16 protein-coding genes and 2 pseudogenes are annotated in these 26,243 nt (G+C 39.5%); all 18 read right to left on the reverse strand.

All coding sequences use genetic code 11. The features are described 5' to 3' along the window. Nucleotides 1-29: 29 nt before the first annotated feature. Nucleotides 30-1,424, reverse strand: coding sequence for a neutral/alkaline non-lysosomal ceramidase N-terminal domain-containing protein (locus tag N3A72_01750; protein MCX7918335.1), 1,395 nt, complete (start codon nt 1,422-1,424; stop codon nt 30-32). 87 nt (nt 1,425-1,511) lie between these two features. Continuing rightward, nucleotides 1,512-2,489, reverse strand: coding sequence for a hypothetical protein (locus N3A72_01755; GenBank protein MCX7918336.1), 978 nt, complete (start codon nt 2,487-2,489; stop codon nt 1,512-1,514). After that, nucleotides 2,482-5,001 carry a beta-galactosidase gene (locus N3A72_01760; protein ID MCX7918337.1) on the reverse strand — a complete coding sequence of 840 codons (2,520 nt, stop codon included), beginning with the start codon at nt 4,999-5,001 and terminating at the stop codon, nt 2,482-2,484. The genes N3A72_01755 and N3A72_01760 overlap by 8 nt, the downstream gene beginning before the upstream one ends. Nucleotides 5,002-5,041: 40 nt before the next feature. Beyond that, nucleotides 5,042-5,890, reverse strand: coding sequence for a hypothetical protein (locus N3A72_01765; protein MCX7918338.1), 849 nt, complete (start codon nt 5,888-5,890; stop codon nt 5,042-5,044). A gap of 6 nt (nt 5,891-5,896) precedes the next feature. Continuing rightward, nucleotides 5,897-7,066 (reverse strand): endonuclease/exonuclease/phosphatase family protein, encoded by a 1,170-nt coding sequence (locus N3A72_01770; GenBank protein MCX7918339.1) that lies wholly within the window; start codon nt 7,064-7,066, stop codon nt 5,897-5,899. Nucleotides 7,067-7,304: 238 nt separating this feature from the next. Further along, the gene (locus N3A72_01775; protein ID MCX7918340.1) at nt 7,305-9,764 is read right to left on the reverse strand and encodes a beta-N-acetylhexosaminidase; all 2,460 of its coding nucleotides are present in this window, start codon (nt 9,762-9,764) and stop codon (nt 7,305-7,307) included. Between the two features lie 11 nt (nt 9,765-9,775). Beyond that, nucleotides 9,776-10,978 (reverse strand): family 10 glycosylhydrolase, encoded by a 1,203-nt coding sequence (locus tag N3A72_01780; protein MCX7918341.1) that lies wholly within the window; start codon nt 10,976-10,978, stop codon nt 9,776-9,778. A 50-nt stretch (nt 10,979-11,028) separates the two neighbouring features. Next, nucleotides 11,029-12,243, reverse strand: a complete 1,215-nt coding sequence (locus tag N3A72_01785; protein MCX7918342.1) for a family 10 glycosylhydrolase — start codon at nt 12,241-12,243, stop codon at nt 11,029-11,031. 58 nt (nt 12,244-12,301) lie between these two features. Further along, nucleotides 12,302-14,434: a beta-N-acetylglucosaminidase domain-containing protein gene (locus N3A72_01790; protein MCX7918343.1), complete on the reverse strand. Its 2,133-nt coding sequence runs from the start codon at nt 14,432-14,434 to the stop codon at nt 12,302-12,304. 55 nt (nt 14,435-14,489) lie between these two features. Then, nucleotides 14,490-16,415, reverse strand: coding sequence for a trehalase family glycosidase (locus N3A72_01795; protein ID MCX7918344.1), 1,926 nt, complete (start codon nt 16,413-16,415; stop codon nt 14,490-14,492). 97 nt (nt 16,416-16,512) lie between these two features. Next, nucleotides 16,513-18,240, reverse strand: a complete 1,728-nt coding sequence (locus N3A72_01800; GenBank protein MCX7918345.1) for a protein O-GlcNAcase — start codon at nt 18,238-18,240, stop codon at nt 16,513-16,515. Between the two features lie 89 nt (nt 18,241-18,329). After that, nucleotides 18,330-19,646, reverse strand: coding sequence for a Glu/Leu/Phe/Val dehydrogenase (locus tag N3A72_01805; GenBank protein ID MCX7918346.1), 1,317 nt, complete (start codon nt 19,644-19,646; stop codon nt 18,330-18,332). Nucleotides 19,647-19,659: 13 nt separating this feature from the next. Beyond that, on the reverse strand, nt 19,660-20,511 hold the full coding sequence (locus N3A72_01810) for an N-formylglutamate amidohydrolase (GenBank protein MCX7918347.1): 852 nt from the start codon (nt 20,509-20,511) through the stop codon (nt 19,660-19,662). A gap of 673 nt (nt 20,512-21,184) precedes the next feature. Further along, nucleotides 21,185-21,274, reverse strand: a pseudogene (locus N3A72_01815) (prepilin-type N-terminal cleavage/methylation domain-containing protein). Nucleotides 21,275-21,482: 208 nt separating this feature from the next. Continuing rightward, on the reverse strand, nt 21,483-22,007 hold the full coding sequence (locus tag N3A72_01820; GenBank protein MCX7918348.1) for a type II secretion system protein GspG: 525 nt from the start codon (nt 22,005-22,007) through the stop codon (nt 21,483-21,485). Beyond that, a pseudogene (locus tag N3A72_01825) lies at nt 21,990-22,088 on the reverse strand (prepilin-type N-terminal cleavage/methylation domain-containing protein). The gene N3A72_01820 and the pseudogene N3A72_01825 overlap by 18 nt, the downstream one beginning before the upstream one ends. Nucleotides 22,089-22,239: 151 nt before the next feature. Then, nucleotides 22,240-23,817 (reverse strand): hypothetical protein, encoded by a 1,578-nt coding sequence (locus N3A72_01830; protein MCX7918349.1) that lies wholly within the window; start codon nt 23,815-23,817, stop codon nt 22,240-22,242. A gap of 120 nt (nt 23,818-23,937) precedes the next feature. Beyond that, nucleotides 23,938-25,914: a hypothetical protein gene (locus N3A72_01835; GenBank protein ID MCX7918350.1), complete on the reverse strand. Its 1,977-nt coding sequence runs from the start codon at nt 25,912-25,914 to the stop codon at nt 23,938-23,940. Nucleotides 25,915-26,243: the final 329 nt, after the last annotated feature.

Here is a 26,243-nt window from a genome sequence, read left to right on the forward strand (position 1 = left end):
CCAATATGAATGCGGTATCTCGCTCGATATTATTTTTGCAATGCTAAACTAACCGCAGCATTTTCAACCACCTGAGCTACTTCAGGACTAAATGGGAACGTCGCGAAAAATTTATATGCATCTCTCGTTTCGTATCCTCCTTCAGCGAGCGCTTCCGCAGTAGGAATATATCCCGAACTACCGTTAGTATACCCAGCGATCAGCGTATATCCTGGCAAACGCGATTTGATATTTTTGCCAATTCGGGCAAATATTTCTCCACTTAACCCGATGATACGTACTCCATCGAACGCTAGAACGTATACTTCCATAGGCGTTTGAGTTGGTGCTTTACCGGATTCAATTAAACGTAGAGTGTCTTCACCCCATTGAATAAACGCTTCTTTAATTTTATATTCTGTTGAATTGATATCAGTAATTCGTTCTTTTTCACGTTTAAATTGTTCTAATTGAGCTTGAACTTCTTCTTTCGCTAAAGGTCGCAACGGTAATCCGATAATTTTCGATTTTGCATGTACCGAAATAAACTGAGCTGCGATATTCGCCATCTTATGTTGGTCTATAATTAGATTTAATGCCGCATCTGCTATAGTTCGGCCAAATTGCTCCATTTCATCCCACGTTCCGCCCATAATTACCGGATTTAAGTTACCACACGCACCGTTGATATAGTAGACTTGTAATCCTGGTTCTGCAAGTTGCATATCCCAGAGTTTCTCTTTCAGTGTTTTAACCACTACTCCCGGAAAGTCAGCGGTAACCTCTCGGTTGGTAAAATCGCGAACAACCGCATGACAAGCGAAATTAACTAATACCGCTTGAATTTTGTTATGGATACTTTTGAAAATTACCACTTGCAATGAGTCGTCATGCTCTGGATTCTTGGTGACTAACGGACCATGGATACCTTTTATTCCTTGTTCTGCGCGACGGTCTAAATTTAATCCTTCAATTGTTCCATGATTATATTCAATATGACCAATTTCTATCATATTCTCTGGCGCGATAGCAGAAACAACTAATTCCGGTAATTTTTGGGTTAACTCTTCGATATATTGTGGATTTACCGTTCCTAGATTCTTTCGACGCCGAGTGATAGGAACTCCCTGGTCAGAATTCGGCGGAATAAACGTAGCTATTGGTCCGGAATGGGTATGCGTACAAGAAATCATAATATTTTCAGGCGGTATACCGGTTTTCTCTTGAATCAATTTGCGAATATATGCTACTCCCAAACTGGATAAATTCAATAAATCACATACAATATATACAAATTGATTTTTCTCTTGTTCAATAACGAACGCCGTTGCAAATAAAGGGTCATGAACTCCGACCATCGGTTGTTGCCGAGCGATAAACCCAGCTAAATCAACCGTTCCTGTTGGAGTTATATCAACTTGGAATGTACCAATTTTACAAGACATACTTTCCTTTTTTACCCGTATCCTTTCTCGATAAAAAAATCAAAATCAATTGTTTACTCACCTGGTAACCAATGGCAATTATGTTTCCTATAATTTTAATGGATAGGTACCATACCGTATAAATGTTTCTGCCATCGCTTGAATTTTCTCCCAATTATGTCCGGCAGCTTCTGGAGAAGCATACCATTGGGCAATAAACCCACCATTGAACTTACCGAATTCTCTCATTAATTTTTTAGCATAGGTAATAACGTCATCTATTGAACCTTCAATCATAGTTTTTTGGATATCAACTGGACACCAGAAGCATATTCTTCCACCAAACCGTTTCGCTAGAGTTTCAACCCCCATATTCTCCTGTTGATCCATCTGAATCACATCAAGACCCATATCGATAAAATCATCCAACAGATCTATAATATATCCGCAACTGTGGAGAAAAGTAAGCAGATTTAACCGGTGCGCGATGGTATAAACTTTTTGGTATCGTGGTTTAAAATATCGTTGAAACATTTCCGGCGATAATATCGGGCGGTCTTGAAATCCCCAATCGTCACAGGAAAATATTCCATCGACACCTAATTCCGCAAACTGTTTTACAGCTTGGATTGCTATTTCGGTTAACATATCAAGCAACTGTTCAAGTTGCTCTGGAAATAAATAGACATCAGTATATGCCTGTTCAAGTCCCCGTAAATTCTGCAGACGATAGATAAAACTACAGGGAACCACCGCTAAAACAAATTTTTCATCCGTATTTTCCGCTATCAATTTTCTCGCCGTCAGATAACGTTCGCTAATATCATATCGAGGGAATCGAAAATATTTCAGTTTTTCGTAATCATCTAAAGGATGAAATTTAACCTGCCCCATCGTTTTATCGGATTCTAGTTTTTCCCAGATACAACCCCATTCATCTTCCCCAGGACGGTTAGGTTTCCAATTCGGGTCAGGGTCAATACCTACCCGCAAAAAATCACTCCCGAAAGGTTCCGGCAATTCATACGGTATTCGGTCTGGTCCTTGAAATAACACAGCACGTCGAACTCGTTCCCGACTAGTCATAATAATTTATACGTTTCGTTCCCGTACTTTTTGCGGCTATCCGCCAAACCATAGCTCGTTTCGACTCTAGAACAACGGAGATACCAGTTTGGGTTAATTCCTTTCCAGTAATATGTGGATAAATGACCGTATCATTATAGCAATCCGTTACCATATAATTATTAGCTGGTGGCAAATTTACCTGAACGGTAACGTGTTGATTCTGTGTCGTTTCGTTATAACAAATCAAATAATAAACCGAATCTTTCTGTAACAAGACGGAACGTATATTCGTTCCTCCATGTAGTTTTACATCTCTATGGCATCCCGCATAATGCGCTATTATGTCTAACAACCACGAACAATACCCATTTTGATCATTACTTTTCCAATCGACCACGCCGGAAATAAAATACACGCTACCTTTTCCCAAACGCCATCCGATAATTCCAGGGGTACCATCTTGACGGTAAGCATAAACTGTATATTGCTTCGATATTTTTTTCGGCAGTTCAATCGGAAAATGTATTGGTAGACCAATAATTCGTTCCCAACCTTTTTGAACGGTCTGTATGCGTTGTGTCGTTCCCTGTTCTTTCAGCGGATACATAAATCCTAATTTTTTTAACAGACTTGCATCTGACTCAGACGTAGGAGTATATCTGCCAGAATCAGCAAATACTAATAAATGTCCTCCCGCTTGAACATAATGAACTAGACGATTCATAGTCGATTCCGGTAAAATTTCCGAATCAAGGTCAATAATTAATTTATAGGGGAGTTCCGTTAAATCCGAGTAATCGGAAAACCATTCAAAGCTAAATCCGGAATCGTTTATTGTATCAATAAAATTGACTCCGTTATTAATCAATTCATTCCCACGAAAGTAATAGCTAGTATAGAATGTTTTCTCCCGAGCTAATTGCGTGGCAAATGAACCGAGAATACCGATAGATTTCGAAATAGGTTTAGCTCGGGCGAGTTCGTGAAATACCGGTCGCCATCGAGCGAAATCGCCAGTATAAATTCCTTGCGTACTCACCGGTCGTAATCCGATATGCCCGATTACTCCGGAACGGAAATTTTGTAACATTTCAGCATCGAATACTTCTCGGGTTACCGCCGGCGGTATCCAATAATCTTCGGTTAAACATCGCACTCCATTTTTCCGACAGATATGACCATACACTTCGTTTGTAAACGGCCCGTAGATGGAAGCATTGAATATTGCATGATATTTTTTAAACGGGATAAGATAGGTATCCAAAATTCCCGGTCGTAATCCAAACCCATAAATCCATCGTGTGCTATCTAAAGCGCGGATAACCTGAAACTGTTGTTCCCGTAACTTTGATATTAAATCAACTTTAAACAACTGAAAATCGAACCATATTGGACGTCGGTCAAGTCGGTGTGTCCATTGCGGTTGAGGTAAGTCTATTTCAGGGTAATTATTATAATAATTTCCGTATCTCCTATTGATTTCCGTCAATGGATATCGCTGTTTGAGATACTGTTGGAACGCATTCCGAGCATGTGATGAATAATCAAGAAGATATAACGGTTTGCTGGTGTCACCGTGAACCCAAGCGTCTACATCCCAAACCGGAACCTCAGTATATAAATTGTCATTATTACAAAATGATATATTCCACCCAAGAATAATATCACGGGAGCGATATCGTTCGACTACTTTCCGTGTCAGGTTTAATACCGCTAGACGAAACGAATCACTCGCATACGAGGGGATTGAAAACCCCGGTGCGTAACTAAGTAAGTTGTGGGGATGGGTTATTGAAATATTCGGTTGCGCCATATAATCATTCCCTGTGATCCATAACGGTTTCATTCCTTCCGACCAGACTATGCTTATAATAATTGGAATCCCGAGTTCTTCAGCCCACTGAACGTGATTATCTAATAATTCCCAGTCGAATTTCTCCGGTTCTGGTTCTAAAAGATACCACCATTGCCGAACATCAACCACTTCACAGCCAGCTAATTTACGGTCATATAAATCCCATTTGGAACTTGTCCAACCGGTAACATTAGCGCAACCGTGCATTGCACTATATATAACGTCATCGGTTAAAAGTTTATGTAAATATTCTTTTGAAACCGGTTGATTCTTTTTTTCGATTTCTTGAAGTATTGCTGATACCCCTTTAATTACTAACGAAAATGTTGTATCGAGAAGGATATTCTGCTCATATTGAACTTGCAGCGTGACGTAGTACTGTTCATGGTCTGGCTGGATTCGTTTCGGGAAAGAAAGTGGATTCCATCGTAACGAAATCTTTTTTTGTTGCGATCGTAACCCTACGGAATAACGATAGTGATATACCTGACGTTGCGTTTTACTATCGAATACTGCAAACTGAAATGGTATCGCTATTTCATTGCTAATATTATCAAATTCAATATCCGCGATAAACACTGAATTAATCCCGGATGACACCGTATAAACCATATTTTCGCCAGAAATAAATTTATTGATATGCGGAATTGAAGTTAGTTCTGTGGGATAGCACATACCGGTCAAAATACACAATACTCCTACAATATTAATACATCTAATTAGTTTTATTGGTTTCATTATCGTTGTCAAATAAAAATATTTTCCGGTGTTCTAATTCAGGATAATTCGGTGCAATCGTGTTCGTATAGATATAAATTGGTTTTGATTGAACACGTTGTGGAATATATGAGCTATCAGAAACGGAAACGGTACATGAACCTTGACTTAATGCTACCAATAACGCAGTACTACTCGCAGACAACATGGTAATCGTTGCTATCGACCAATTACTTGTTGTCCATTGTGTATATGGCGATAAACCGCCGGAAACTCGAAATATCGTGCTTTGTCCAACTGGAATAAAAAGTTCAGCGGTCGGTTGTAATATAAGTTCCGGCATTGGATACACAAAACAATCATCGAACCAGACTTGACTTGGGATAGAGCCAACTGGTGTAGAATTATTGAATAAACAGAATGAACCATACGCTGCATTTGCTGGTGCAATGGCTATTCCCGATAACGGGTGCCAATTTGCTGTATAGGTTCCTACCGTAGATATACTCGTGGAAACAATAAGATTCTCGTTACCATCATACCAGTTAACTCTACACCCAATTGTTCCCGGTGAAATAATGTTTTCCCAACGGAGCCAGCCGCCATATAGATACCCTTGGTTAGGGATAGCTGGAAAATACCCACTTTGCGATAGAGTATCACGACTAATCCGCCATTGAACTTCAGTAGTCTGTCCGGAAAATCTTCGTAATAAGATACTGTTACTTCCAGAACGTACAACGGTCGAGTCAATAGTTGCATCAGAACTATTACCATTCCATCGTATCCAAAACGCTGGTACGGACTGGGCAGTATATATCGATTCAGATTCACTATTGATTATCAACGTAGATTATGTTCCATACCCGATTTTTAACCCGCACGAAATATCGTCAAACATACTATACGCTCCATTATTTGCATTGACTAGACTCAATTGAACTTCCATTGTTTTTGCACCGGCTGGCACCTGGTATTCACCGTGTAACAACACCCAATTGTTGTTTGAACTGCCCGTAGTTAGTATTGTTAACGCACCATAATAAGTAGGTGCATCAAGTTTATCATCATAACTACGAACTTGAACCTGAACCTGACCGGTAGAGACATTTGCCCATTTTGCTCGAACCGAACAAACATACGTGGCTAACGAGCTCACCGCAAATCGTTGACTTTTAATACCGTTATTACTGGTTGTACTCGTGCTATACAAAAAAATTGATTTATTGCCACTATATTTATCGGAAGTAGCGGTAGTATAATAAAAATCGTTACCGAATGGTTCCCACAACCGAATAGGTTCGTTTTTCAATACAAAAGAAACTACAACAGGTCGATGGTCTGACGCAGATGTTGCCGACCCATAATTGGGAACATAGCAGGTGGTCACAGTGAAAGTAACCGGTTGTGGAATGAATATATAATCAAACCGCGCATTCGGATTTGGATTGGATAAAGTATATCCACCACTATCACTCCCGGTATATACCTTCCACGCATCGCGCATATATTGTTTAATTCTGGTCACTGCTGGCCAAGTATATGATTCATTAAAATCGCCAGCGAGCACTTTTACTCCCGTATGTTCTCCCATAAACGTTAGAATTTCTTCAGCGCTTATTTTCCGTTCAGTAGAATTTGTTGCACCATTTGCCAAATGGGTAACGTAAAACCAGAAATCGGAACCAGCAACTTTTATTTTTGTTCGCAGACAACCCCGCTGTTCGTTCGATGACGGTTCACGAGTGAGTAACCGATTATAACTTGAAGTAATTGCATAACGAGATATCACGGCATTACCATAATCCCCTTCTAAAAAAAAGTATGTATTTTTACCAAATGCGGAGTACCAGGTTCCTCCTAAACGCGTTTGTATTTTATTCCGTAAAGAAGTAACCTGGTCACCGTAAATCCCTCCGCCGCCGAAAATCTCGTTAATGCCAACAATATCGGGATTCTCTTGCGCAATAACTTCCGCAATAGTATCTAAATTTACATTCCCTCTTCCTATATTGTATGTCATGAGTTTAATAGAAAAGGTAGTGCTTATCCCTTCTGAATATTCAAAACCAGAATTAAGTATTAGGTTATATGGCATCGCCGAACTAAAAGTTATGTTGACCAATAGCAGCAAAAATAGAATTATGGATACCCTGTTTCTTTGCATAAGTTTTATTGTTAGTCTAATCTTTGCCCTAAATTTTAATCAGCTTTCACCATTGATCCTCTCGAGTTTCGCGAGAGGGATTTATATTTTATAATTAATACCAGTCAATTTTGGTTTTCCAAGGAGAAATAAAACCTTTACCGAGCAGTTTTACAGGCACCCAATGTTTTTCTCTCGCTGATGGTACATGATTATACCAGCCGGAAATACGTCGGTCAGTAACTCGCCAGTGTTTGTCACCGGTAATCATTTCTTTTCTCCCGTTACTATATTCAATGCGCAGTTCGAGTACTAAGCCAGCATAAGTCGGTAATGCGTTAACCGCTTCTATTGCCAGAATATTCAGGTCGGGTTTAAGCAATTCTTGAACGCTGATTTGTTTCGGAATATCGCGAAAGGTAACCGTAAATAACTCTTGTCCGTTAAGAAATACTTTACCATAATCATCTGCCCAGACAATTAATTCAGCTGATTTAATTTCGTCTTTTTTTAGAATAGTAATTGGTCGGACAAAATAATATGTCCCCATTTCAGTAATGGACGTTGGTTCACCCTGTGGATACCACATCCAGACCGCTTCCATAGGTTTAGGAGCTTGTAATTCACCGGCAATAGATTTTGTAATATAATCTTGCAACTGCGAAATTTGCAACTGTAATCGGTTTAGATTGACCTCAAGTTCAGGGTACTTATTATTTCGTAGCCATAGTCGGCAATACTCACTATAAATTTCAACTAGCTGATTCCGTAGAGATATTAATGCAGTAGCGATGGTTCGTTGTTCAGCTAAAGGTAACGTACCTGAAGTGATACGTTTGAATTTTTTGGATATTTTATCCTGCAAAATAATTCTTTCAGCTAAATAGAGGTATCGTTTCGCACTATGTTCAATACTTTCCAAATGTTCTCTATGTAATCGAACTTTAGACCGCTGTTGCGAAATAATTGGTAATACTGGGATAATGCGTTTTCGTAACCGTTGCATCATTTTAACAAGATTAATCTCTTGTTCCCGTAAGTTAAACTGGGAATGGAATATTCCGAATAATGATTTAACCGGATATCCTGGCAGAAATCCTAATAACTCCTCTGCTAGAGCCAACCGCTGTGGATTTTCAATGTTATAATAAAGTTTAACAAACCGTTGAATGAACTCCGTTTGATTTTCTGCCGGTTTGGGCTCCCAGCTGGCTGACGCATGGTATGCATATCCGAGATAATTATTTTCACGCAGATTTTCTGCTCCGTGGTCACCCCAAGCGGAAACAACAGACCCCAACAATTTTTCTTTTTTCGCTACTGCAGTTAACTTCCGTATATTAATAAATCCTAAGTAATTGTCAGGATAAAAACAGATATCACTGCGAACTGATGGACTAACTAGAATATCAGTAAAACCTGCATTGATGAATTTTTTAACGCTCGGATATGTATCTGCCGGTTCATATTGCCAATCCATAATAATACAATCTTTCGGCAGATAGGGTATCGCTTCCGGATGTTTGAGAAGCATATCACCATATAAAATAGTTCGCCGGTGGTGTCGATCGCGTAGATAATCATGTAATCGGGAGAAATATTCAGCATGTACTCGACCGATACCAATTTTGTTAACCGCTTGTTTACTGGTTCCTAATCCGACGTCATACGATTCATCACAACCGATATGGAAAAAATCAACCCCCGGTGTTGCCAAAACTATTTCATCAATCAATTTAGTTACGAAATTGAACGCTGCAGGTGAAACCGGTGAAAATGACCACGGTGTTTTTTCCGGTTCAGGTAATTCTGCATATTTCCGATTCTGTATTAAACTCAATATCCGGCGCTGATGTCCCAGACATTCGAATACCGGACATAGTGTTATATGATATTTCTTAGCATGCGCAACCAGTTCTGCCATTTCATGTTTCGTTATTGCTCCTCGAGTTCTCCCGATATCAGGGTCGGTATTGAACCGAAACATGTCTTCAATATAGGGCATATAGAGATTCATTTTATAGAACGCCAATTCCTCAATAATTCGTTTAAAATCATCTAAGGTTGATACTTGCCCTCGACTAATATCATCGGATACCCCGCGCCATGCTAATGCCGGATAATCGGTGATTTCAAGTTGGGGAACAAATTTACCCGGTGATGTCCGAATAAGTTGACGTAACGTCTGAACTCCATAGAATTGACCACGAAGAGATGGCGCAAGAATATATATTGCATCCTGGTATATTTTTAAAATATATCCTTGTTCAATAAACAACGGGTTATGCTTTTTCCCGGTCTCAGCAAGGTTGCTGATATAGATATACCGTGCTCCTTTAATCTGCGGGTCAGATGATAGAGCAATGTTCAGGGTTATCCCAAAACATTGCTGAAGTTCAGCATTCAACACTTCTGCAATGAACCGATGTTCTGAATCATTATTTTCAATCCAGATAATACTGCGGGTATCAAAAATATACTTCCCTTGCAGAAGATTTATTTCCCGAGGCACAGGAATAAGATTAATTTGGCCGTTTCTATTTTTCTTTTGCTTACTATAGATTTGTAATGACATAACGAAATAAATTATTGTTTATCCACAGTAGTATTAAATTTATCTAAAGCAATCCACATTTCATCAGTCATCGACCCATATCGGAATATCGTAAATCCATTGAGGTTATGTTGATAGATTGCTTGCAAGGTTGTTGCGAAATCCGTTGCGGTAAATGGTTTATTTGTTCCTTCAGCAGTGAACCCTTGAATCCCAGGATATACTGGCTTTCCAGTTCTCAATGCGGTCCGTTTAGCGATATCTATGACCCAATCTGATTTTTTTCCGAAACTACCTTCATATGACATCGGACAGATGAAATCTAAATAGGTACCGAGCTGCCAATAATTCTGTCCGTAATAACATAGGGCAAAAGCATCATCTGCTTCTCCGCCTTCAGGCATAAGCGCTGCTGATAAATTCACGTTTGGTTTCTTTTTATGAATGATTTCCTTGATTTCTTGTGTCATTGAGGTAATCTCATCCTGCCGGAATTTAACCCATTTAACTATATCCGGGTCACCGTTTGTATATGCTTCTACAAACGTTCCGCGCTGGATATTTTTCTCTGCAATGGATTTATATACTATCTTCCGGATATGGTCAAGATTGATACCCAACTCTTTTGCTTTCTGCTGATGTCGTGGACAAAAACAATACATAATATGCGTATACCGAATACCATCAAGATGAATCCCATCCACTGCGTAGTTATCCAGCAGGTCACTAATTAAACTTTTAAAATAGTTCCGGTAACCTGGAGCAAGTGGACATACTTTTTCATTTTTAGCTGGGACCGGACCTGCAGCCCAATTCGCTGTATCTCCCGCTTTATAGATAGCTTCTCCTGGATGATTATCAACCCACCGTTTATCTCCATGAAACATGAACCAAGCATGAATTTCTATATCCTTTTTATGACAAGCTGAAGTTAACTCCTGGAGAATATCTTGTTTTCCAACAGTAGTATGCGATGACGAAGTTTTAAATGCAACCTCGCCGCTGTTCCCTTTCACCAATACAATAATCTTATTAAACTTATATTGAGCTAAACGATTGACGACATTTTCTACCCCTTCATGCGCTACGGTAGTTTCCCAGACCCAGATAGCTCTGGTTCGAGTTCGATGTTGTGCCAACGATTCATTTTTGCTCGCGGTTGATTGGTTGCTCGTAGTTTTGTTGTTTCCGTGTCGAGTATAGGACATGGATTCTGCTAATAACGGATAATCCATTGAACAGATCAAGCCACCTACGATTATCAAACTAATGAAATTTTGCAACATTATTCTAATACCTTCCACATTTCGTCTGTCATCGAACCGTACCGGAATATGGTAAATCCTTTAAGATTGCTCGCTTGTATCTTGTTTATCACCGCTTCAAATTGTTCTATCGAGAACGGTTTATCTTCCGAAAAAGCTTGCACCCCAGCGTAGACGGGTTTTCCAGTTTTACGTTCGGCATTCGTCGCAATGTCAACAACCCATTCGGGACTCTTCCCAAAACTTCCATGATATGTCATAGGGCAGATAAAATCCAAATATTTACCTAAATGCCGATAATTTTGTGCATAATAGCATAAAGCAAACGCATCATCTAGTTCGCCCCCTTCGGGCATTAATGCCGCAGATAATTTCACTTGGGGTTTCTTGGTATTAATAATATCGCGTATCGCTTGTACCAATGAGGTTATTTCGTTCTGCCGTTGGTCAACCCACTTCGCAACATCATTACTATATTTGTATACTTCTACATATAAATTGCCCCGAGCCTGTTTAGTTGAGTCCCGTTCATACAATGTTTGATAAATTACATTACGAATAGAAGCTAAGTTAATACCAAGTTTTTTAGCCATTTCTTGGTGTCGTGGACAGAAGCAATATACGATATGGGGATACCGAATGTAATCTAAATGAATACCATCAACTTGATAATTATCGAGCACTTCTTTAATTAACCGTTTGTTATATTCTCGGTATTCAGTAGCTAACGGACAGATTTTACCATCAGTCATAGCATATGGACCTTTTTCCCATGCAGTTGTGTCGCCAACATGGTATGCAACTTGGTCGTGATGTTTTTCAGCCCAGTTACTGTCTCTATGAAATACAAACCAGGCATGAACTTCAATCCCTCGTTTATGACAGGCATCAATCATTTCCTGTAAGATATCTTGTTCGCGATCAGTCTGCGGTGCAATTTTACTTTTAAAATTTACCTGACCGCTCCCCCCCTTAACTAGTAAGATAACTTTTGTAAATTTATAACGTTGAAGTTTCTCCGCAATATTGTCCGCTCCTTCCTCTCTCACCGTTGAACCCCATAACCATACCGAACGAACTAGACCGGTTTCGTTTACTAACGAACTAGACTGTTTAGTATGGTTCGGCTCTATTTTTTGTGTTTTAGATTGACCTTGACTCACAGCCAAGTAGATGCCAATAAATCCAACCAGAATAAATATTGAGCATTTCTTGTGTAAAGTAAATTGAGTCATATTATCCTCCTATAAAAAAATGTAACTTTACTTTTATCCATATCTTTTCATCTTGGGATTAGTTTTTTGCATCACCTTCCTGTTTTATTACTGCATAGTTAAACATAAAAAATGGATAACCACCGATACGGTCACTATCCTCTAGATTTTCTATAGTTAAACTATTATCTCCTTCTTTTAAGAAATATTCTGGTACTGGAAACCGATGGATACTCCACGGTAATTGGTTAAATGGGCTATCCCCCTCATATACCTTATTATTATTGATGGTTATTCGAATCCGGCATGGTTTAGGTCCCTCATCAGGTTGCGCTGAAACCAGTAACGTATAACTCGTTATGGGTGGAGTGCCTAGACGAAATCGAGCTTCCAATTTATGAAAATTGGTTTTAGCACCATAAATCCAGGTTGCCAACCGCGGGTCACCACCTAATTCATAGACTTTAATACTATATCCACCGGAAAAATCATACGGCGAAAGAAAAATGTCATAAGTTTCATCGAGTGCAGTTTCTCGTTTAGCAATTTCTTTTAATCCTTCAATCTGTTTAACCAATTGCGATAGATCATGATGTTTTTCTAGTTTCGCTAGAAATGCTTTCTGTTGATTAACATGTCGTTCAAGACTTGTCCATTTTTTCACCGCTTCTGGGTAAAAAGATAAACAGTTTTTCCAGGCGGTTTCTAATTCTGCAACTTTTTCTTTTATTTCTGCAATGTTCCTAATAGAAACTAAATCTACTCGTAAACCATATCGGTCAAAATAGGATAATAGTTTATTTAACTCCTGGAGATATGAAAAGGTTTCAACTCCGGTAAGTTTTTTTGCCGCTTCTGCGACAGATTTGTCTGATTGATAAGCTTGATGATTCCATAAATAATCAACCAGGGTAACCAATGCTGTACTCTCATGAGGAACATTCGTGTTTAACGTATATACTGCAATATCCTTGAAAAATTCCGGATAGTACCATTTCTTCCAACTGGTTAACGGATCGGTCACATAATGATACATAAACGCATGAGGTGAACCAGTGCCATTCTGCCACAACCATGGTTTCCGTCGAATTAAATTTGTTATCCAGATAACATCATGTTTATTAATTTCCGCTGAACAGACAGCCGGACCGGTCCAAAATATATCTATATCCTTAGGTACCCGAGTGCCAAGTGCGGTTAAATAGTCTTCTCGAGATTCAGGATATTTTGGAGGATACAGTGGTCCCCAGTAAAAGGGAGGACAGAAAAGTAATTTAACTTGGGGATATTTTTTTCGCAAGGCTTGGTGTAATTTATTCAAAACATAGATATCTGCTTCGCGGGCAGAACCAAAGGTTTTTTCATCGACCGGATTGATAGGAAACCGTGTATCATCATAGAGTAGCATCACATTTCCCCCTGATTGAGCAATTAACTCTGCCCTGCGGTAAATTGCTGCGAAATCTGCTGTGTCATTGCTTCTGATTTTATCTTCAGGATTGCCTCGAATAGGACAAATGCTTATGTACCAAGAAATATCTATTGGATTAAGAATATCTCCGATTTTTTTTAATTCTCCTTTCCATTCAGCGCTCGGTTCGTGCCGCCAGTTTTTCCAATCAGTATTCCTATCTTCAGGGATAGTGAACACAAGCGTATTGAATTTAAATTGGATTGCAAACCAAGCCCAATCATGGCATGGGCTTGACCACGGAGTTGCAAGAAACCCTCGTTTTTCTACATCCGGATAATCATAAATTTCCGCTTTCCTAACCACTGGTGTTCCAGCTTGATTGGTTACAAGCTGATTAAAGGAAATGATCGCCCAGAGTAATCCGATACCATTATTACTTTGTATCGCAACAATATCAGTATTCTCCTTTTTGGTCGGATAGATACAATATCCTTCTTTGTTCAAGAAGTGTTTTTTTGATTTGTTTTTTTCGAGTATAAGAATACAACTATACTTATTTTGCTTCTTACCTTGCGAAATGAATTCGACTTGTCCACCGTTTTCTATGATTCGTTTTATTAACATTTCTATACGAGGATCCTCTTTGGTAATCCCTTTACCAAGATAAATACCAGTATGCGTTAAGGGAATATATTCGTCATAATACGTAACCTTTTGTGGGGTAGGGAGTATGGTTCCGGTATAATATGGAATTTGGAACGCAGAAAGACCCGAACCGAAACTATTTTGCATTGCCATAAGTAGTCCTATAGTAAAAAAAATAGTAATTCTACAAGACAAGTTTTTGAGCTTTTTAGATAGCAAAAACGTTCTTACCATAATAGGTTTGGATTGCACCGAGCAATTCACCTGCACCGACATTAGAAGCGATGACCGGAGTTGCCATTAAACCAGGGTCTCCGCGAGCGATTTTTCCGGTCTGTGCATTCATACATTCCCAGATACTTGGATAACGCAAAATGAAATTGACGGTCGCTTGTTTAATTCTTTCAAGTAAATCCGGATAATAATAAAATGCGGTTGCCATCGCTAGCGAACAGGATTTTGCCCAAGTGGGACCCCGCCAATACAGTTCCGCATGAAATCCGGTTTCATTTGGTGCTACCGTATAGATACCATACGTGCTAATTAATTTCATAAAGTTTCGTTTTGCTCGAGCCGCTTGTTTACTATCGGCAATATTATAAGCAAATGGGAATAATCCATCGACTCCCACCCGGGTATCGAGAGTTCGATTCTGATGCAATACTCCATACCATTGTTTTTTTTCATCCCAGAGAATAGCTTGCATTTGTTGTTTGGTAATGGTAGATTCGCGAATCCAATCCTGCGAGTTCGTTTCCCCAATAATTTCAGCAATTTTGCCCATCGCTTGTTCATATCGACATCGTTCCGCAGCAAAAATGGTTGGATAGCAAAATAGTTCTTTCTTGCCATGTTCGCCATAACTAACCTTCTGGAATTGCGGTATTGTATCTAATCCAGTATCCCAGGAACAGATTATTGCCCAAAGATGGAGATTGAAAAAATGTTCATCTCTGAATTTATTTAAGTATTCATAGTATCGCACCAGTTTCGGATACCATTTTCGTAAACTGTAGATATCTTTCGTAGCATAATAGTATTGTAAACATACCCAAGGAACATGTGGGGTCTGGATAACACTCTTTTTCGACCACGCTTCCCCAGGGATTTTTTCATCCAGATAAATAGCATGGGTGACATAACCATCTTCTCGTTGATACTGTAAAAATAAATCGAGTAGGCGTTTCATACATTGAGAGTTAACCTCAGGATTCATGGAGGTATGCCATTGCATAGCTGGTAATGCCCATTGCCAGTATCCCCGATACACCGGTAACGCTTCTAGAACTGCTTTTCCAATTCGTTTATCGCGATAATAGTTCGTTTTAATTACCCACCAGCATTTATAATATGCTTTTTTATCAGGTTCCGTTTTAAATGGCGGATGGGCTAAACTTGAAAACCAGGTATTCCATTTACGTTCTAATCGCTGTTGAACATGTTTAGTCGAAAACGCAAGAGATGCATTTTTTTTCGAGTGGGTACTAATTCCAAATCGGATTGTTTTATGTTCTTGGGGTAAAAGTTTCATCCGATGAGTTAAAACCAGATAATATCCATATTGTACATTCTTAGCGGGTGATTTTCGGATGAAATCGTCGATTTTTTTATAAAGTTTATACTCATCGAAATCACTCGTAAGATAAATAACCTTTTCTCCAGTCTTAATTTCGAGCATATGGTTGTTCCGTTTTACGTTCGCTAAGGAAGAAAACACGATAACCGTATGTATATTTTTTTCAAACGTAAACGGTGCATGATGTTGACCAACCAATGTTAGTTCCCAGAGGAACCCAGGTTGGTTAGCTTGAACGAATTTTTCTTCTATTTCAATGCCATCACTAGAGAAAATGATTTTTCTTCGGATGAGCGAAGGGAAATATTCCATCGTTTCAAAATAAAATGTCGGTTTGGATAGAATATTTCCAGATGATAGATACTCAGCAAACCGAATCGCAAACGTCGGTTGTTCGTCATAGGTGGTATTTTCGCGGTAATCAAATAGGTACCCAATACTACTAAACTCCGCAGGGTAGGCGAACGATAGTGAAAAATCATGTTCCTTAACAATAATTGCTGTTCTTCTGGGTAGTTTTTCGTCAAACGTTTCTCTAACCAATTTGTATAATGACATTTGCATAGGCGCTAAAAAGGCGGAAAATACATTCCCGCTAATTCATAATAGGTTCCTTGTGAGTTTTGCTATTTATTTCATTATAAAATATCAACCACTATTTATTCTTACTACGTTGCATGTGTTCCCGTTTAAAATCGTTTAGCCAATTACCATAACTATTCCAATCCCATTGATTCAATTCCGAAAATGCACGAGTTTGAGTTAAAACCTGAATCAATTCTTTTCTTAGATAAGGATTATCAATCGTTGTTTTTACTTTTTGTATCAAATCCGATGCTCGTTTCATTTTTCGTTTCAATAATTTCTGTTGTTCTGAGACTGGAAGTTTTTTCGGGTCAATTAAATACCGACCATATCCGAACCGAATTCCAGGATGCCCGCATCCGAATTCCTTTGAAATTTTTAAAATAGTATCTTTTCCTTTGTTACCACCATATTGTGCTGCTGCTCGTGCATAGGATTGTTCTGGTTCGTAGGTAGATGGATTCCAAGCATAATCCGCAAACGTGGTTAATGGAATTCGGTTAGTTTCTGCAAAGAGCATCGGGTTCATAATAATTCCTTCACAAGAGTCTGGCAAATTTTTATCTCTACCCTCTAAAGGGACTAACCGAAGAATAATCGAATTATCGTTTGCAAAATAGTTATCCCAAATTAGTAATTTGCGTTGTAATCGTCGGCGCATTTGCTCAGCATCGGATATCGTTATACGAGGTGAGGTGATATTATATCCAGTCCAAAATATCGAAATTTCCGGATGAATGGTTTCCCCAATTTTCTGCCAATATTGTTCAGCTATTTTATAATCATCATAGTATGCCGGGGATGTAGCGTAATAGGTTGGGCAGAACAGAAACTTGATATTCGGGTAAGAGGTTTTTAAGTCGCTATATAAACGGTTAACTAAAGCTGATTGTGCACTAGCTAAATCTGGATATTGCGCTGAATCTTCAGCGTAGTTTAACTGTTTCGGCACATCGTCTAATAATAAAGCGAAATAGGTAAACCCAAGATGCATCATTGCTTTCGCTTTTTTCAGGAGCAATTGATAATCAGTTTCAGCAGAATATTTAATGCTCAATCCCGGACTAATCGAAAAACCAAGGTCGACCCCATTCTTTTTCCCTTGGTGAATAAGTTCTTGGAATTGACACATCGCTTCAGATGAATACGATTCCCGCCATTTTTCGCGATGGAACGGATCCCATTTTGGTGCGTAAATATATACATTAAGCTTATGGTGTTTCATAAACTCGAGCAACCGCAATCGTTCTTCATGTGACCATGGTTTCCCATAGAATCCTTCGATAACTCCACGAATTGCAAATGATGGATTTTCTATTCGATCTGTCATTTCTAGGTACCAATACTTCCGACCCTTATGGATTCGTTGTATCAGATCTTGAACTGCATAGTTACATCCTCGAATACTCGGTGAACCAAGAACGATAATATTGTTCTTATTCAGCGTATCGGCATACAACCAATAGCCATCAGCTGTAATTTTATCAAATTGTTGTAAGCGAGTATCCAGCAGTTTTTTTAGCATCGGATTGTTGAGCGGAGAACCAACTAGCATAATCGTTTCACCCATTTCGAACGTCTTGCTTTCAGGGGAAATAAAGGTGACTTGGATTCGATTTTTTTTGGTAAAATTCCGAATTGTATCCTTTATGCATCGATATTGTTCCTCGGACGGAATGAGCACGACAGTCGCTTTTGACGAGATAATAATTCTTTTCACTGGATAGCTTTTTGTATTTCCAATACTGGATAACATTAGCAAAAATAGAAGTATAATTTCAATACCTCGAATTTTCATTGTATTTGATACTATATGATGATACCATCACTAATTTTTGTTAGATACCTTTTTACCAAACGCTTAAACATAATGGGGCATAGTAAATTTTAAATGTATTTTCTTTTACGCATTGCATCGTAAACGCGTTCCATAGCAATTTGTACCGAGGTCAGGTATAAACTCGTATTATTTTCTTTACTTGTTTGAAATATTTGTGACAAACTTTTATCAAATTTCTCTTCGATAATTTTGAATACCTGCTCTTTACTGATCTTAATTGCACTTAAAGAACGAGAATATTCTTCCATAGAAGCAATCACACCGCCACTATTTGCTATAATATCAGGTATAATTGTAATATTCTTTTTTTCCAAAACTTCTAGTCCATCGACAGTAATTGGATTATTTGCTGCACATACGACACTTTTCGCCTTGACCAGTTCAGCGGTTTTGCTGTCTAAAACATTGCCACAAGCTGCAGGAATTAAAATATCAACCTCTAATGAAAACAACTCTTCATTACTTAATTCTGATGGTGTAAACCCTCTAACCGTTCTCATTGTTTGACTATAACCTATTAAGTTAGGAATATCTAATCCTTTTCTATCAAAAACTCCTCCGCTTGCATCAGTAATTCCAATTATTTTAATCCCTTTTTGATATAAAAATAATGCGGTATGACTACCAACATTTCCGAAACCTTGAATAGCTACTCGGCAGTGTTCCGGCTTAATATGCAAGATATTCTGCAACAACCATAAACAGCTGTAACATACCCCGTAGCCAGTACTTTCTTTACGACCGGGCAACCATCCGGGGATCCCGTCCGGTTTGCCGGTAACGGACGCTGGGTCTAACGTTTCGTTATAAATAAACGCCATTTCTTCCGGTCCAGTGCCCATATCGGGTGCAGGGACATAGGTATGGTCAACAAGGTATCGTCTAATTTGATGAGCCAGTTCACTACAAACATCTAACGCAATAACTTTTTCGAATTCATAATCGTACGATTGTTTATTGAAAAACCGGTATAATTCAGGAAAATTAATTCGAATACCAGTTTTCCCGCCGCCAAACTCGATGTCAACGATAGCCGTTTTTAACGTCATTAATCGCGATAATTCTACCGTTTCATCTACTGTAACATCTTCAGCTAACCGAATTCCTCCTTTGAATGGACCACGAGCATTATTATGTAGACTTAACACGCCCCATAGTACTGGTACTTTGCCCCAAGATTTTATCGGTAAGCGAAAAACAACGATTTGTTGTGGGTTGATTAAGCTATCTATTATTTGTTGGTTGAATCCAGCTTGTTCCCCAGCTTTTTGTAACAACGTTGATGATAGTGTCGGAGCTTCACTTTGATAAAATAATTTCTTTAAAGGGGTAGTTTGCTCTTCGTGTGAAATATTCATTGCCATAGAAGTAGAAGTTTTAACAGATACTAAATGTTTTAGGAATATTATCCAAGTCTTGTTTATAATTTACATAATACTGATTGAAAAATAACAACAAACACTCTGAAAAGTCGCAAACGAATTGGTATCTTTTATTTGCATCATTTCGAATTCGTAAATGGATTTCAATTTGTTCTGCATCAATGCCATCCACATTGTGACTACCATAAGTTTTTACGGTATACCCGCCTGATATGTTTGCGGGGGTTGGCTTTTCCGGACGAGGGTAAACATCGTATCCTTTTTGCAGCAGTAGCCGGATTAGTCCATAGTTATCATGGAGCACATTTGTACCGAATTGTTCAGTCATTGTTTGGATAGTCAATCCGTTACAATCGCCAAAATAAATATCCCCGGACTCGGTACATTGCCCATGAATATCAATGAGTAATCCGTGCTGGAATGTTAATGTAATTGAACGAATAGCTGCTCGAATCTGTCGATGGTATAATTCATATACTTCTTTTGCTAATGGATGCTGATATGCTTCTTCCGGTGTGCGGTTTACATCAAGGTACTTTCGATCTAACAAATTGATTACTAAATATGGTCGTTTACCAGTTACTTGATGGATATATGTTTCAATAGATAAAGCTACTTCAATAGTGTAAACATCCGTTTCAGTCGCAAAATCCTTTAAAAAAGGATTGGGGTTCCGTTTGGGAAGACTACAAATCGATGAAGTGCCGCCATGGGGCACGGTTAACAGTATAGGTATATCGCCAGATTTATAGAGCACCATATTCGGCGAAGTATCTTTTATCCATAATTCAAAATTATCCAGATACCTATTATCTTTTTCAAAAAATGCTGTTCTTACTAAACTCATTCTAGTAAATAAAACAAGGGCAAGAAGCCTGAAATCAGTGTCATACTGATTCCCGACTTCTTGCTATTTAATACCATTATTGATTGAAAACCACCTGACCAATAACTACCAAACTTACACCAATCAACTATAAACCCGGTTCCCAATCGTAGCTTGGATTCGTTCCCCGCCATTCGTATGGTTCTGCATGTTTTTGCGACCGGAAAATATTCCCATAACTGCTAACTCCATTAGTGGGATCATATTCAATCACATGCCGCCAACCGCGTGTTACCGGTAACCGTTGATTATAATATACTCCATCCGGACCAACTGAAATAGTTCGCCAATCCCCATAAGCTTTTTCTCGCGCTTCCGGATAGAAGTTGAGATACTTACCCTGTGCAATTTCCCAGACGATATTGTGATATGTATACCATTGCTTTTCAGCAATCGATGATGATTCTCCACTTGTTCTACCGGGTTGTAAAAACGGGTCAATCAGCCCTTTAGCATTCGTAATATATGCTACTGGGGTAGTTAAAGTAACTGGAATACCCGCTGCCGACCCCGTCGTTGTTGGTGCTGTTAGGGGATAATAATTGTTATCCACATAATACGATTCGAGAGCGGTTGCCACAGTTTTTAATTCACCCCGTACGCGAGATACTTTTGCACGAACTTGTGCCGCTAAAAAGTTTGGAATTGCTATTGCGGCTAAAATGGCTATAATCGCAACGACAATCAATAATTCAATGAGCGTGAATCCTTTTAACGACTTCATAATAAAATATAATCACCTCCTTACTATTTAATAGAGATTAGCTATTTATATATGACGTTACCGCCGCCATGATATTTCATATTTCATTCTCCAGCACTTGTTTCCGTTTGATAGGTCATACGAGATTACAACACAATTCTGACTGTTTTATTGGTTAACGGAAGTACCTTAAAAAGGTAACAATTCACATTCTGCATAACTTTCCCGTTTAAGGACCGAATCGTGCAATAATTCCTAAACTAACCACGCCATTACTTGGATCATAAACAGTAGTAAGTGTAGTTCCTTTAGGACCAACACTCCATAGTCGCCAATGAAAGGTACGCCCGCTCGGATACGGAAAAATCCCTGGACCGAGATTATTTTTGCAAATACCAATGTATTGATATCTGCGCCGATTTCCTTGCATTCCTGGATAAAAGGTTTGACTACCCCAGTTGAATGGATCCAAGTAAATTTGGGTTATGTAACTGACTGGAGTAGTTAAACAAATCAATTCACAATCCATCGGGATCAAGTCCGCTGGCATACTTAATTCCCATGGTTGACATCGCCACCACGGTTCTGTTACTCCGTCTCGAATCCAAGTCCTTGCCGGATCAGTGGTTGAACTAGGATACGCAGTATTATCAACTCGATACGATTCCAGTGCTGTACCGATAGATTTCATATCCGCCTGTGCCCGGGAAACTTTCGACCGGGTTTGCGCTAATAAAAAGTTTGGAATCGCAATTGCGGCTAGAATGGCTATAATAGCGACAACAATGAGTAATTCTATTAAAGTAAAAGCGTTGCGTTTTCGAAACAAATTCATTGATTCCTATTACTCTCCTTTTTAAATATTTATTTCAATATGAAACCCGAATTTTTTCATAATCGGATATGTATGAAAAAGCTTCCTAAGGCAGGCAGGAAATCAAACCTTCCTACCCAGCCTTAGGAAGCATAAATAGTTCCACCATGATTTATTGCAGGTCAAGTTTCTGCGATTGTATTATTTCCGCTTCCTTATTCGGGAATATAGGTGCACTCGTTGGAATTACCGTTATATGGATCACCGTTTGTGTCGGTTCAGCATCAGTAAGAATCAAATCTACATTACCGGCAGCTTCTGCAGTAAATGTAACCGAGTTAGCTGTGGTAGTGATAGAACCGATTCCTGTAGTACTAAGTGACCAGCTATATGGTGGTGTTCCGCCGGTTGCAAAAAATTCACGGGTCTGACCAATAGATAGGGTTACTGGTCCTGCTGGATTTGCTACAAGCGGATCCGGAACAATAATAATAGGAATTGTGGTTGACTGAGCTGGTGCAGCTGGTGGTGTTACCGACCCTGGTTCATTCAGGGTAAGATCTGTCCCGCGACTTAATGCCGTGAATATAACTTGCCTGCCGGTCAACGTATTGATGCTACCACCAGTTCCGGTTGTACTCCAACTGTAATTCTTTAATCCACCACGTGCCCGCAATGTGGTTGAAACACCGGGTTTCAGGGTAACTTTATCTACTGGTAATCCATCGAGCCGAATTTGTAACGTGCCTACTGCCGTATATATCCGGCGGTTCGCTGAACCTGCACTGTGTCGGTCGGAAATGAAAAATATCCGGTCCATTTCAGCATCGAAAACCGTGTTGCCATCAGTTGACGGTGAATCGAGCTCTGTCAAAAGCGCTGGTGAACTCCAGTCAGTAGCTTCTGCTGGTTTTACACTCATCCACGGTTCCTGAGACGCTAGTGAACGGGAACTGAAATAGAGATATTTTTCATTCGGAGTTGACCAGGGATATCGAGTTCGATAAACGCCACTATCAGGAGTCCCGCCTAAATTCACCGTTGTACTTACAAACACCGGAAATTGCCATACTCCACCGACTTTTGTAGATTTCCAAATCTGTCCAAAACCTTGCGGCGAACTGGAATGATATGGATTACCGTACGTATATCCCGAATACGTTGCCACGGTAACCGCAGCGAGCGGCGCATTCATTAGACCATAATATAATGTGTTACCGTCTGGGGTAATATAGGGGCATTCAGCACCCCAACCCGCAGCGGTACCTACCATAGTCCGATAACTAATCGGTGCACCGAGAAATAATACTGTCGCCGACGACCAAGGGTCATTCGCAGTACTGCGAATAGCTACAAATAAATCGTACGCATCAGGTGTACTCCCTGGGATATCAGTTCGTCGAGAACAAAAGTATAACTCTCTGCCATCTGCAGTTATACTTGCTCCTAATACTTCATCGAATGAGGTATTGATTGGTGCACCAATGTTAACTGGAGTAGTCCATCGGCCGGACGCATCAGTGGTACTAATCCAAATATCATAACCACCTAAACCGCCGGCACGGTTGGAACATATAAAGAGCGTTTTCCCATCGGGAGAAACCCCAACTGAAGCGTCTGTCGCAGCCGTAATCGGTCCATGTCCCGGTGCCGCATCCGTATCGATTAAATATGGAGTTAACCATTCAGCTCCGTAACTGCTTGACATTGCAAGCGTTAGGAGTATAAATGTAATTAATAGTTTTTGCATTATGTTATCCCTCCTTTCTCTAGTAAGTTTTAAAATGATTATTTTACAAAGTAAATCTTTTGAAGATGTGGAGAAATTTTTCTCCACATCTTCTTTTGATATTGAGAACTCGTTGTAGTACTATTCAAAAATTTCGAATCTAGTTTCTTTTGTTTCCATTACATCAGTAAATAACGGTGCTGATGTCGGAGTAACAAATACAGGAATTACCGCAGTCTGAGCTGCTCCATCGGTAACGGTGATATTCCCCGTAGCAGTAGTATCCGCCGGCGTAAATTGTACCATTCGGCCGGTATTCATATCTAACGTTCCTACTCCACCATTTACTACCCAATTGAAAGGTTCAATCCCGCCAGAAACACTTATCGGTATTGGCGCACCACTTGGTCGAGTGTAAATAATTGTCGGAGAATAAACCAACGGTGATATCACTTCATCGCATCCTTTCCATGGTGCAGTTAAACTCCGTGCGTTTCCATCAAAATCAGTAGTAATCATTATCGGGCTAGTAATCGGTATCCCAGGAGTTAACGGAGCCGGATTCGGTCCTGTAAAATGTAAATCGGTGGTTGAAACCCAATAATTCGGGCTGGTTGCAAACGGGTCAACCGCCTGCGAATTCGTATCTTTCCCACTATACGTTTTCCAATCATTGAGCGTCGTATATGCCGAACTTCCAACAAAAGCTACCACCGGATCAGAGCCCGCAGTGTACCAGTTGTTATAATCTGAAATGATATTCGGTAAACTTTCAGGTACTCCAACATAGAGAATACACCCGCCTGCCTGTGCTTGTCGGACGATATTATTCTTCATAATCATAGTTCCAACATACGGTAGCTGTGCTGAAGTTGTACTTACTCCGAAAGCAAAACATTTCCATGGGGTATAAGTAAACCCGTCGAAATGTGGCATGTTAATCGAATTATGGAATAGGTTAACATTCGCTGTGGTCGAAAGAACTATTACTGCTCGATAATTTTGATTAATCGCAGCTGGAGTGAAGGTGAACCCGCCCATCATATTATTGTAAATATTGTAAGTACAGGTTCCTACTCCATTCACTTGAAGGACTATCGCGCTAATTCCCCAAGAGATACTTTGCGGTGTATTCGTACCAGCAGTCCCAGGAGTAATATTTCTACAGGTCATAAAATCGAAATTGTTATTGCAAATGGTAATAGTCCAGTTTGTATTATTACTCCCTTCGTGATTGATACCTCGACCACCAATGTATCCATTTGGTGCGATGATCCAGATCCGATTATTTGAAATCGTTCCACTAGCGTTAGCTAATAATCTAATGGTATCTCGCTGACCAATAAGCGTATTACCCGTAATTAACCAATCGGTTGGTGCTATTCCTGAAGGAGGATTTAATCCGGAAACACAACCGACCGCTACGCCGATAACACTGGACGTACAAGCAATATAACAATTCTGTACCGTCCATCTATCCGGTGCAGCAGCACTAATCATCCCAAACGCAACGCCATACTGGTAAACTGCGGAATTACTACATCGGTTGATGATATTGCAATTTTTTATGGTTACATTATCACAATCACCAACAACGTAAATAATTCGAGCTGAAGTTGGTGTGCCAACAGTATTGCAAATTGTCAGGTCCCGTGTTGTACTTCCGCTGTTTGAACCGTCAATAGTGAACCCATCCATTTTTGCTAGGTTCAGAGTGCCATCAGCGGTAGTAAAACCGCTATGTGTCCCCCCGATTAGCAAAAGACCCGGAACCACTTGATCCGGTATGTTGCCAAAGGTTATCGTGGGTTTAACCCCAGAACCAGGTTTAATCGTCACCGTAGTTCCTGCACCAAGTGTACGCATAAAAAATACACAGGTCGTTTCACTTAAATCGGTCATAATTTCGAGCGTCCAATTTCCAGTATTAGCAGTTGTATTAAAATCGAGCGACGCTTCATATAAACTGGTATAATCACAAAGTGTAGTACCAACAGTTGAGGTTCCCTGTCCCGCTGGTGGGTCACTATACTTTTTAGCGGAACAAAAACTCACACAAATTATAACCATTATAGAAATCAGTATACTCTTACTATATTTACTAAACTTCATCGTCATAAGTTTTTCTCCTCCTTTCTAATTTAAAATTAACGCATCAGTTGATCTTCTAGCAAAAAATTATCCTACGCTACATCCCGAAGATTGTGTTTAACATAATCTTCAAGAGACAAAACCAACCTGAACCTAACTTTATATGTTTATGCCTTTCTGTTTTTGAGTTTTTATGGTTTCCCGTTTTGAGTTTAATACTGTCCCTTCTTACTCGTGCGATAGATTTCACCGCGACTGATTGTTCCATTTGATGGATCGTATGATAGTAATGTTACATCTCCATCAATACACCCACGTGCCGGGTCGTTCAGCCAAGGTAATTGATATCTCGACGA

The sequence above is a fragment of the bacterium genome (genome assembly GCA_026416715.1).
Lineage (GTDB): Bacteria > UBP4 > UBA4092 > JAOAEQ01 > JAOAEQ01 > JAOAEQ01.

Coding starts and splice junctions, on each gene's coding strand:
- N3A72_01750 (MCX7918335.1), bottom strand. CDS start 1,424: ATGTCTTGTAAAATTGGTACATTCCAAGTTGATATAACTCCAACAGGA.
- N3A72_01755 (MCX7918336.1), bottom strand. CDS start 2,489: ATGACTAGTCGGGAACGAGTTCGACGTGCTGTGTTATTTCAAGGACCA.
- N3A72_01760 (MCX7918337.1), bottom strand. CDS start 5,001: ATGTGCTATCCCACAGAACTAACTTCAATTCCGCATATCAATAAATTT.
- N3A72_01770 (MCX7918339.1), bottom strand. CDS start 7,066: ATGACATACAATATAGGAAGAGGGAATGTAAATTTAGATACTATTGCG.
- N3A72_01775 (MCX7918340.1), bottom strand. CDS start 9,764: ATGTCATTACAAATCTATAGTAAGCAAAAGAAAAATAGAAACGGCCAA.
- N3A72_01780 (MCX7918341.1), bottom strand. CDS start 10,978: ATGGATTATCCGTTATTAGCAGAATCCATGTCCTATACTCGACACGGA.
- N3A72_01785 (MCX7918342.1), bottom strand. CDS start 12,243: ATGACTCAATTTACTTTACACAAGAAATGCTCAATATTTATTCTGGTT.
- N3A72_01790 (MCX7918343.1), bottom strand. CDS start 14,434: ATGGCAATGCAAAATAGTTTCGGTTCGGGTCTTTCTGCGTTCCAAATT.
- N3A72_01795 (MCX7918344.1), bottom strand. CDS start 16,415: ATGTCATTATACAAATTGGTTAGAGAAACGTTTGACGAAAAACTACCC.
- N3A72_01800 (MCX7918345.1), bottom strand. CDS start 18,240: ATGAAAATTCGAGGTATTGAAATTATACTTCTATTTTTGCTAATGTTA.
- N3A72_01805 (MCX7918346.1), bottom strand. CDS start 19,646: ATGGCAATGAATATTTCACACGAAGAGCAAACTACCCCTTTAAAGAAA.
- N3A72_01810 (MCX7918347.1), bottom strand. CDS start 20,511: ATGAGTTTAGTAAGAACAGCATTTTTTGAAAAAGATAATAGGTATCTG.
- N3A72_01830 (MCX7918349.1), bottom strand. CDS start 23,817: ATGCAAAAACTATTAATTACATTTATACTCCTAACGCTTGCAATGTCA.
- N3A72_01835 (MCX7918350.1), bottom strand. CDS start 25,914: ATGACGATGAAGTTTAGTAAATATAGTAAGAGTATACTGATTTCTATA.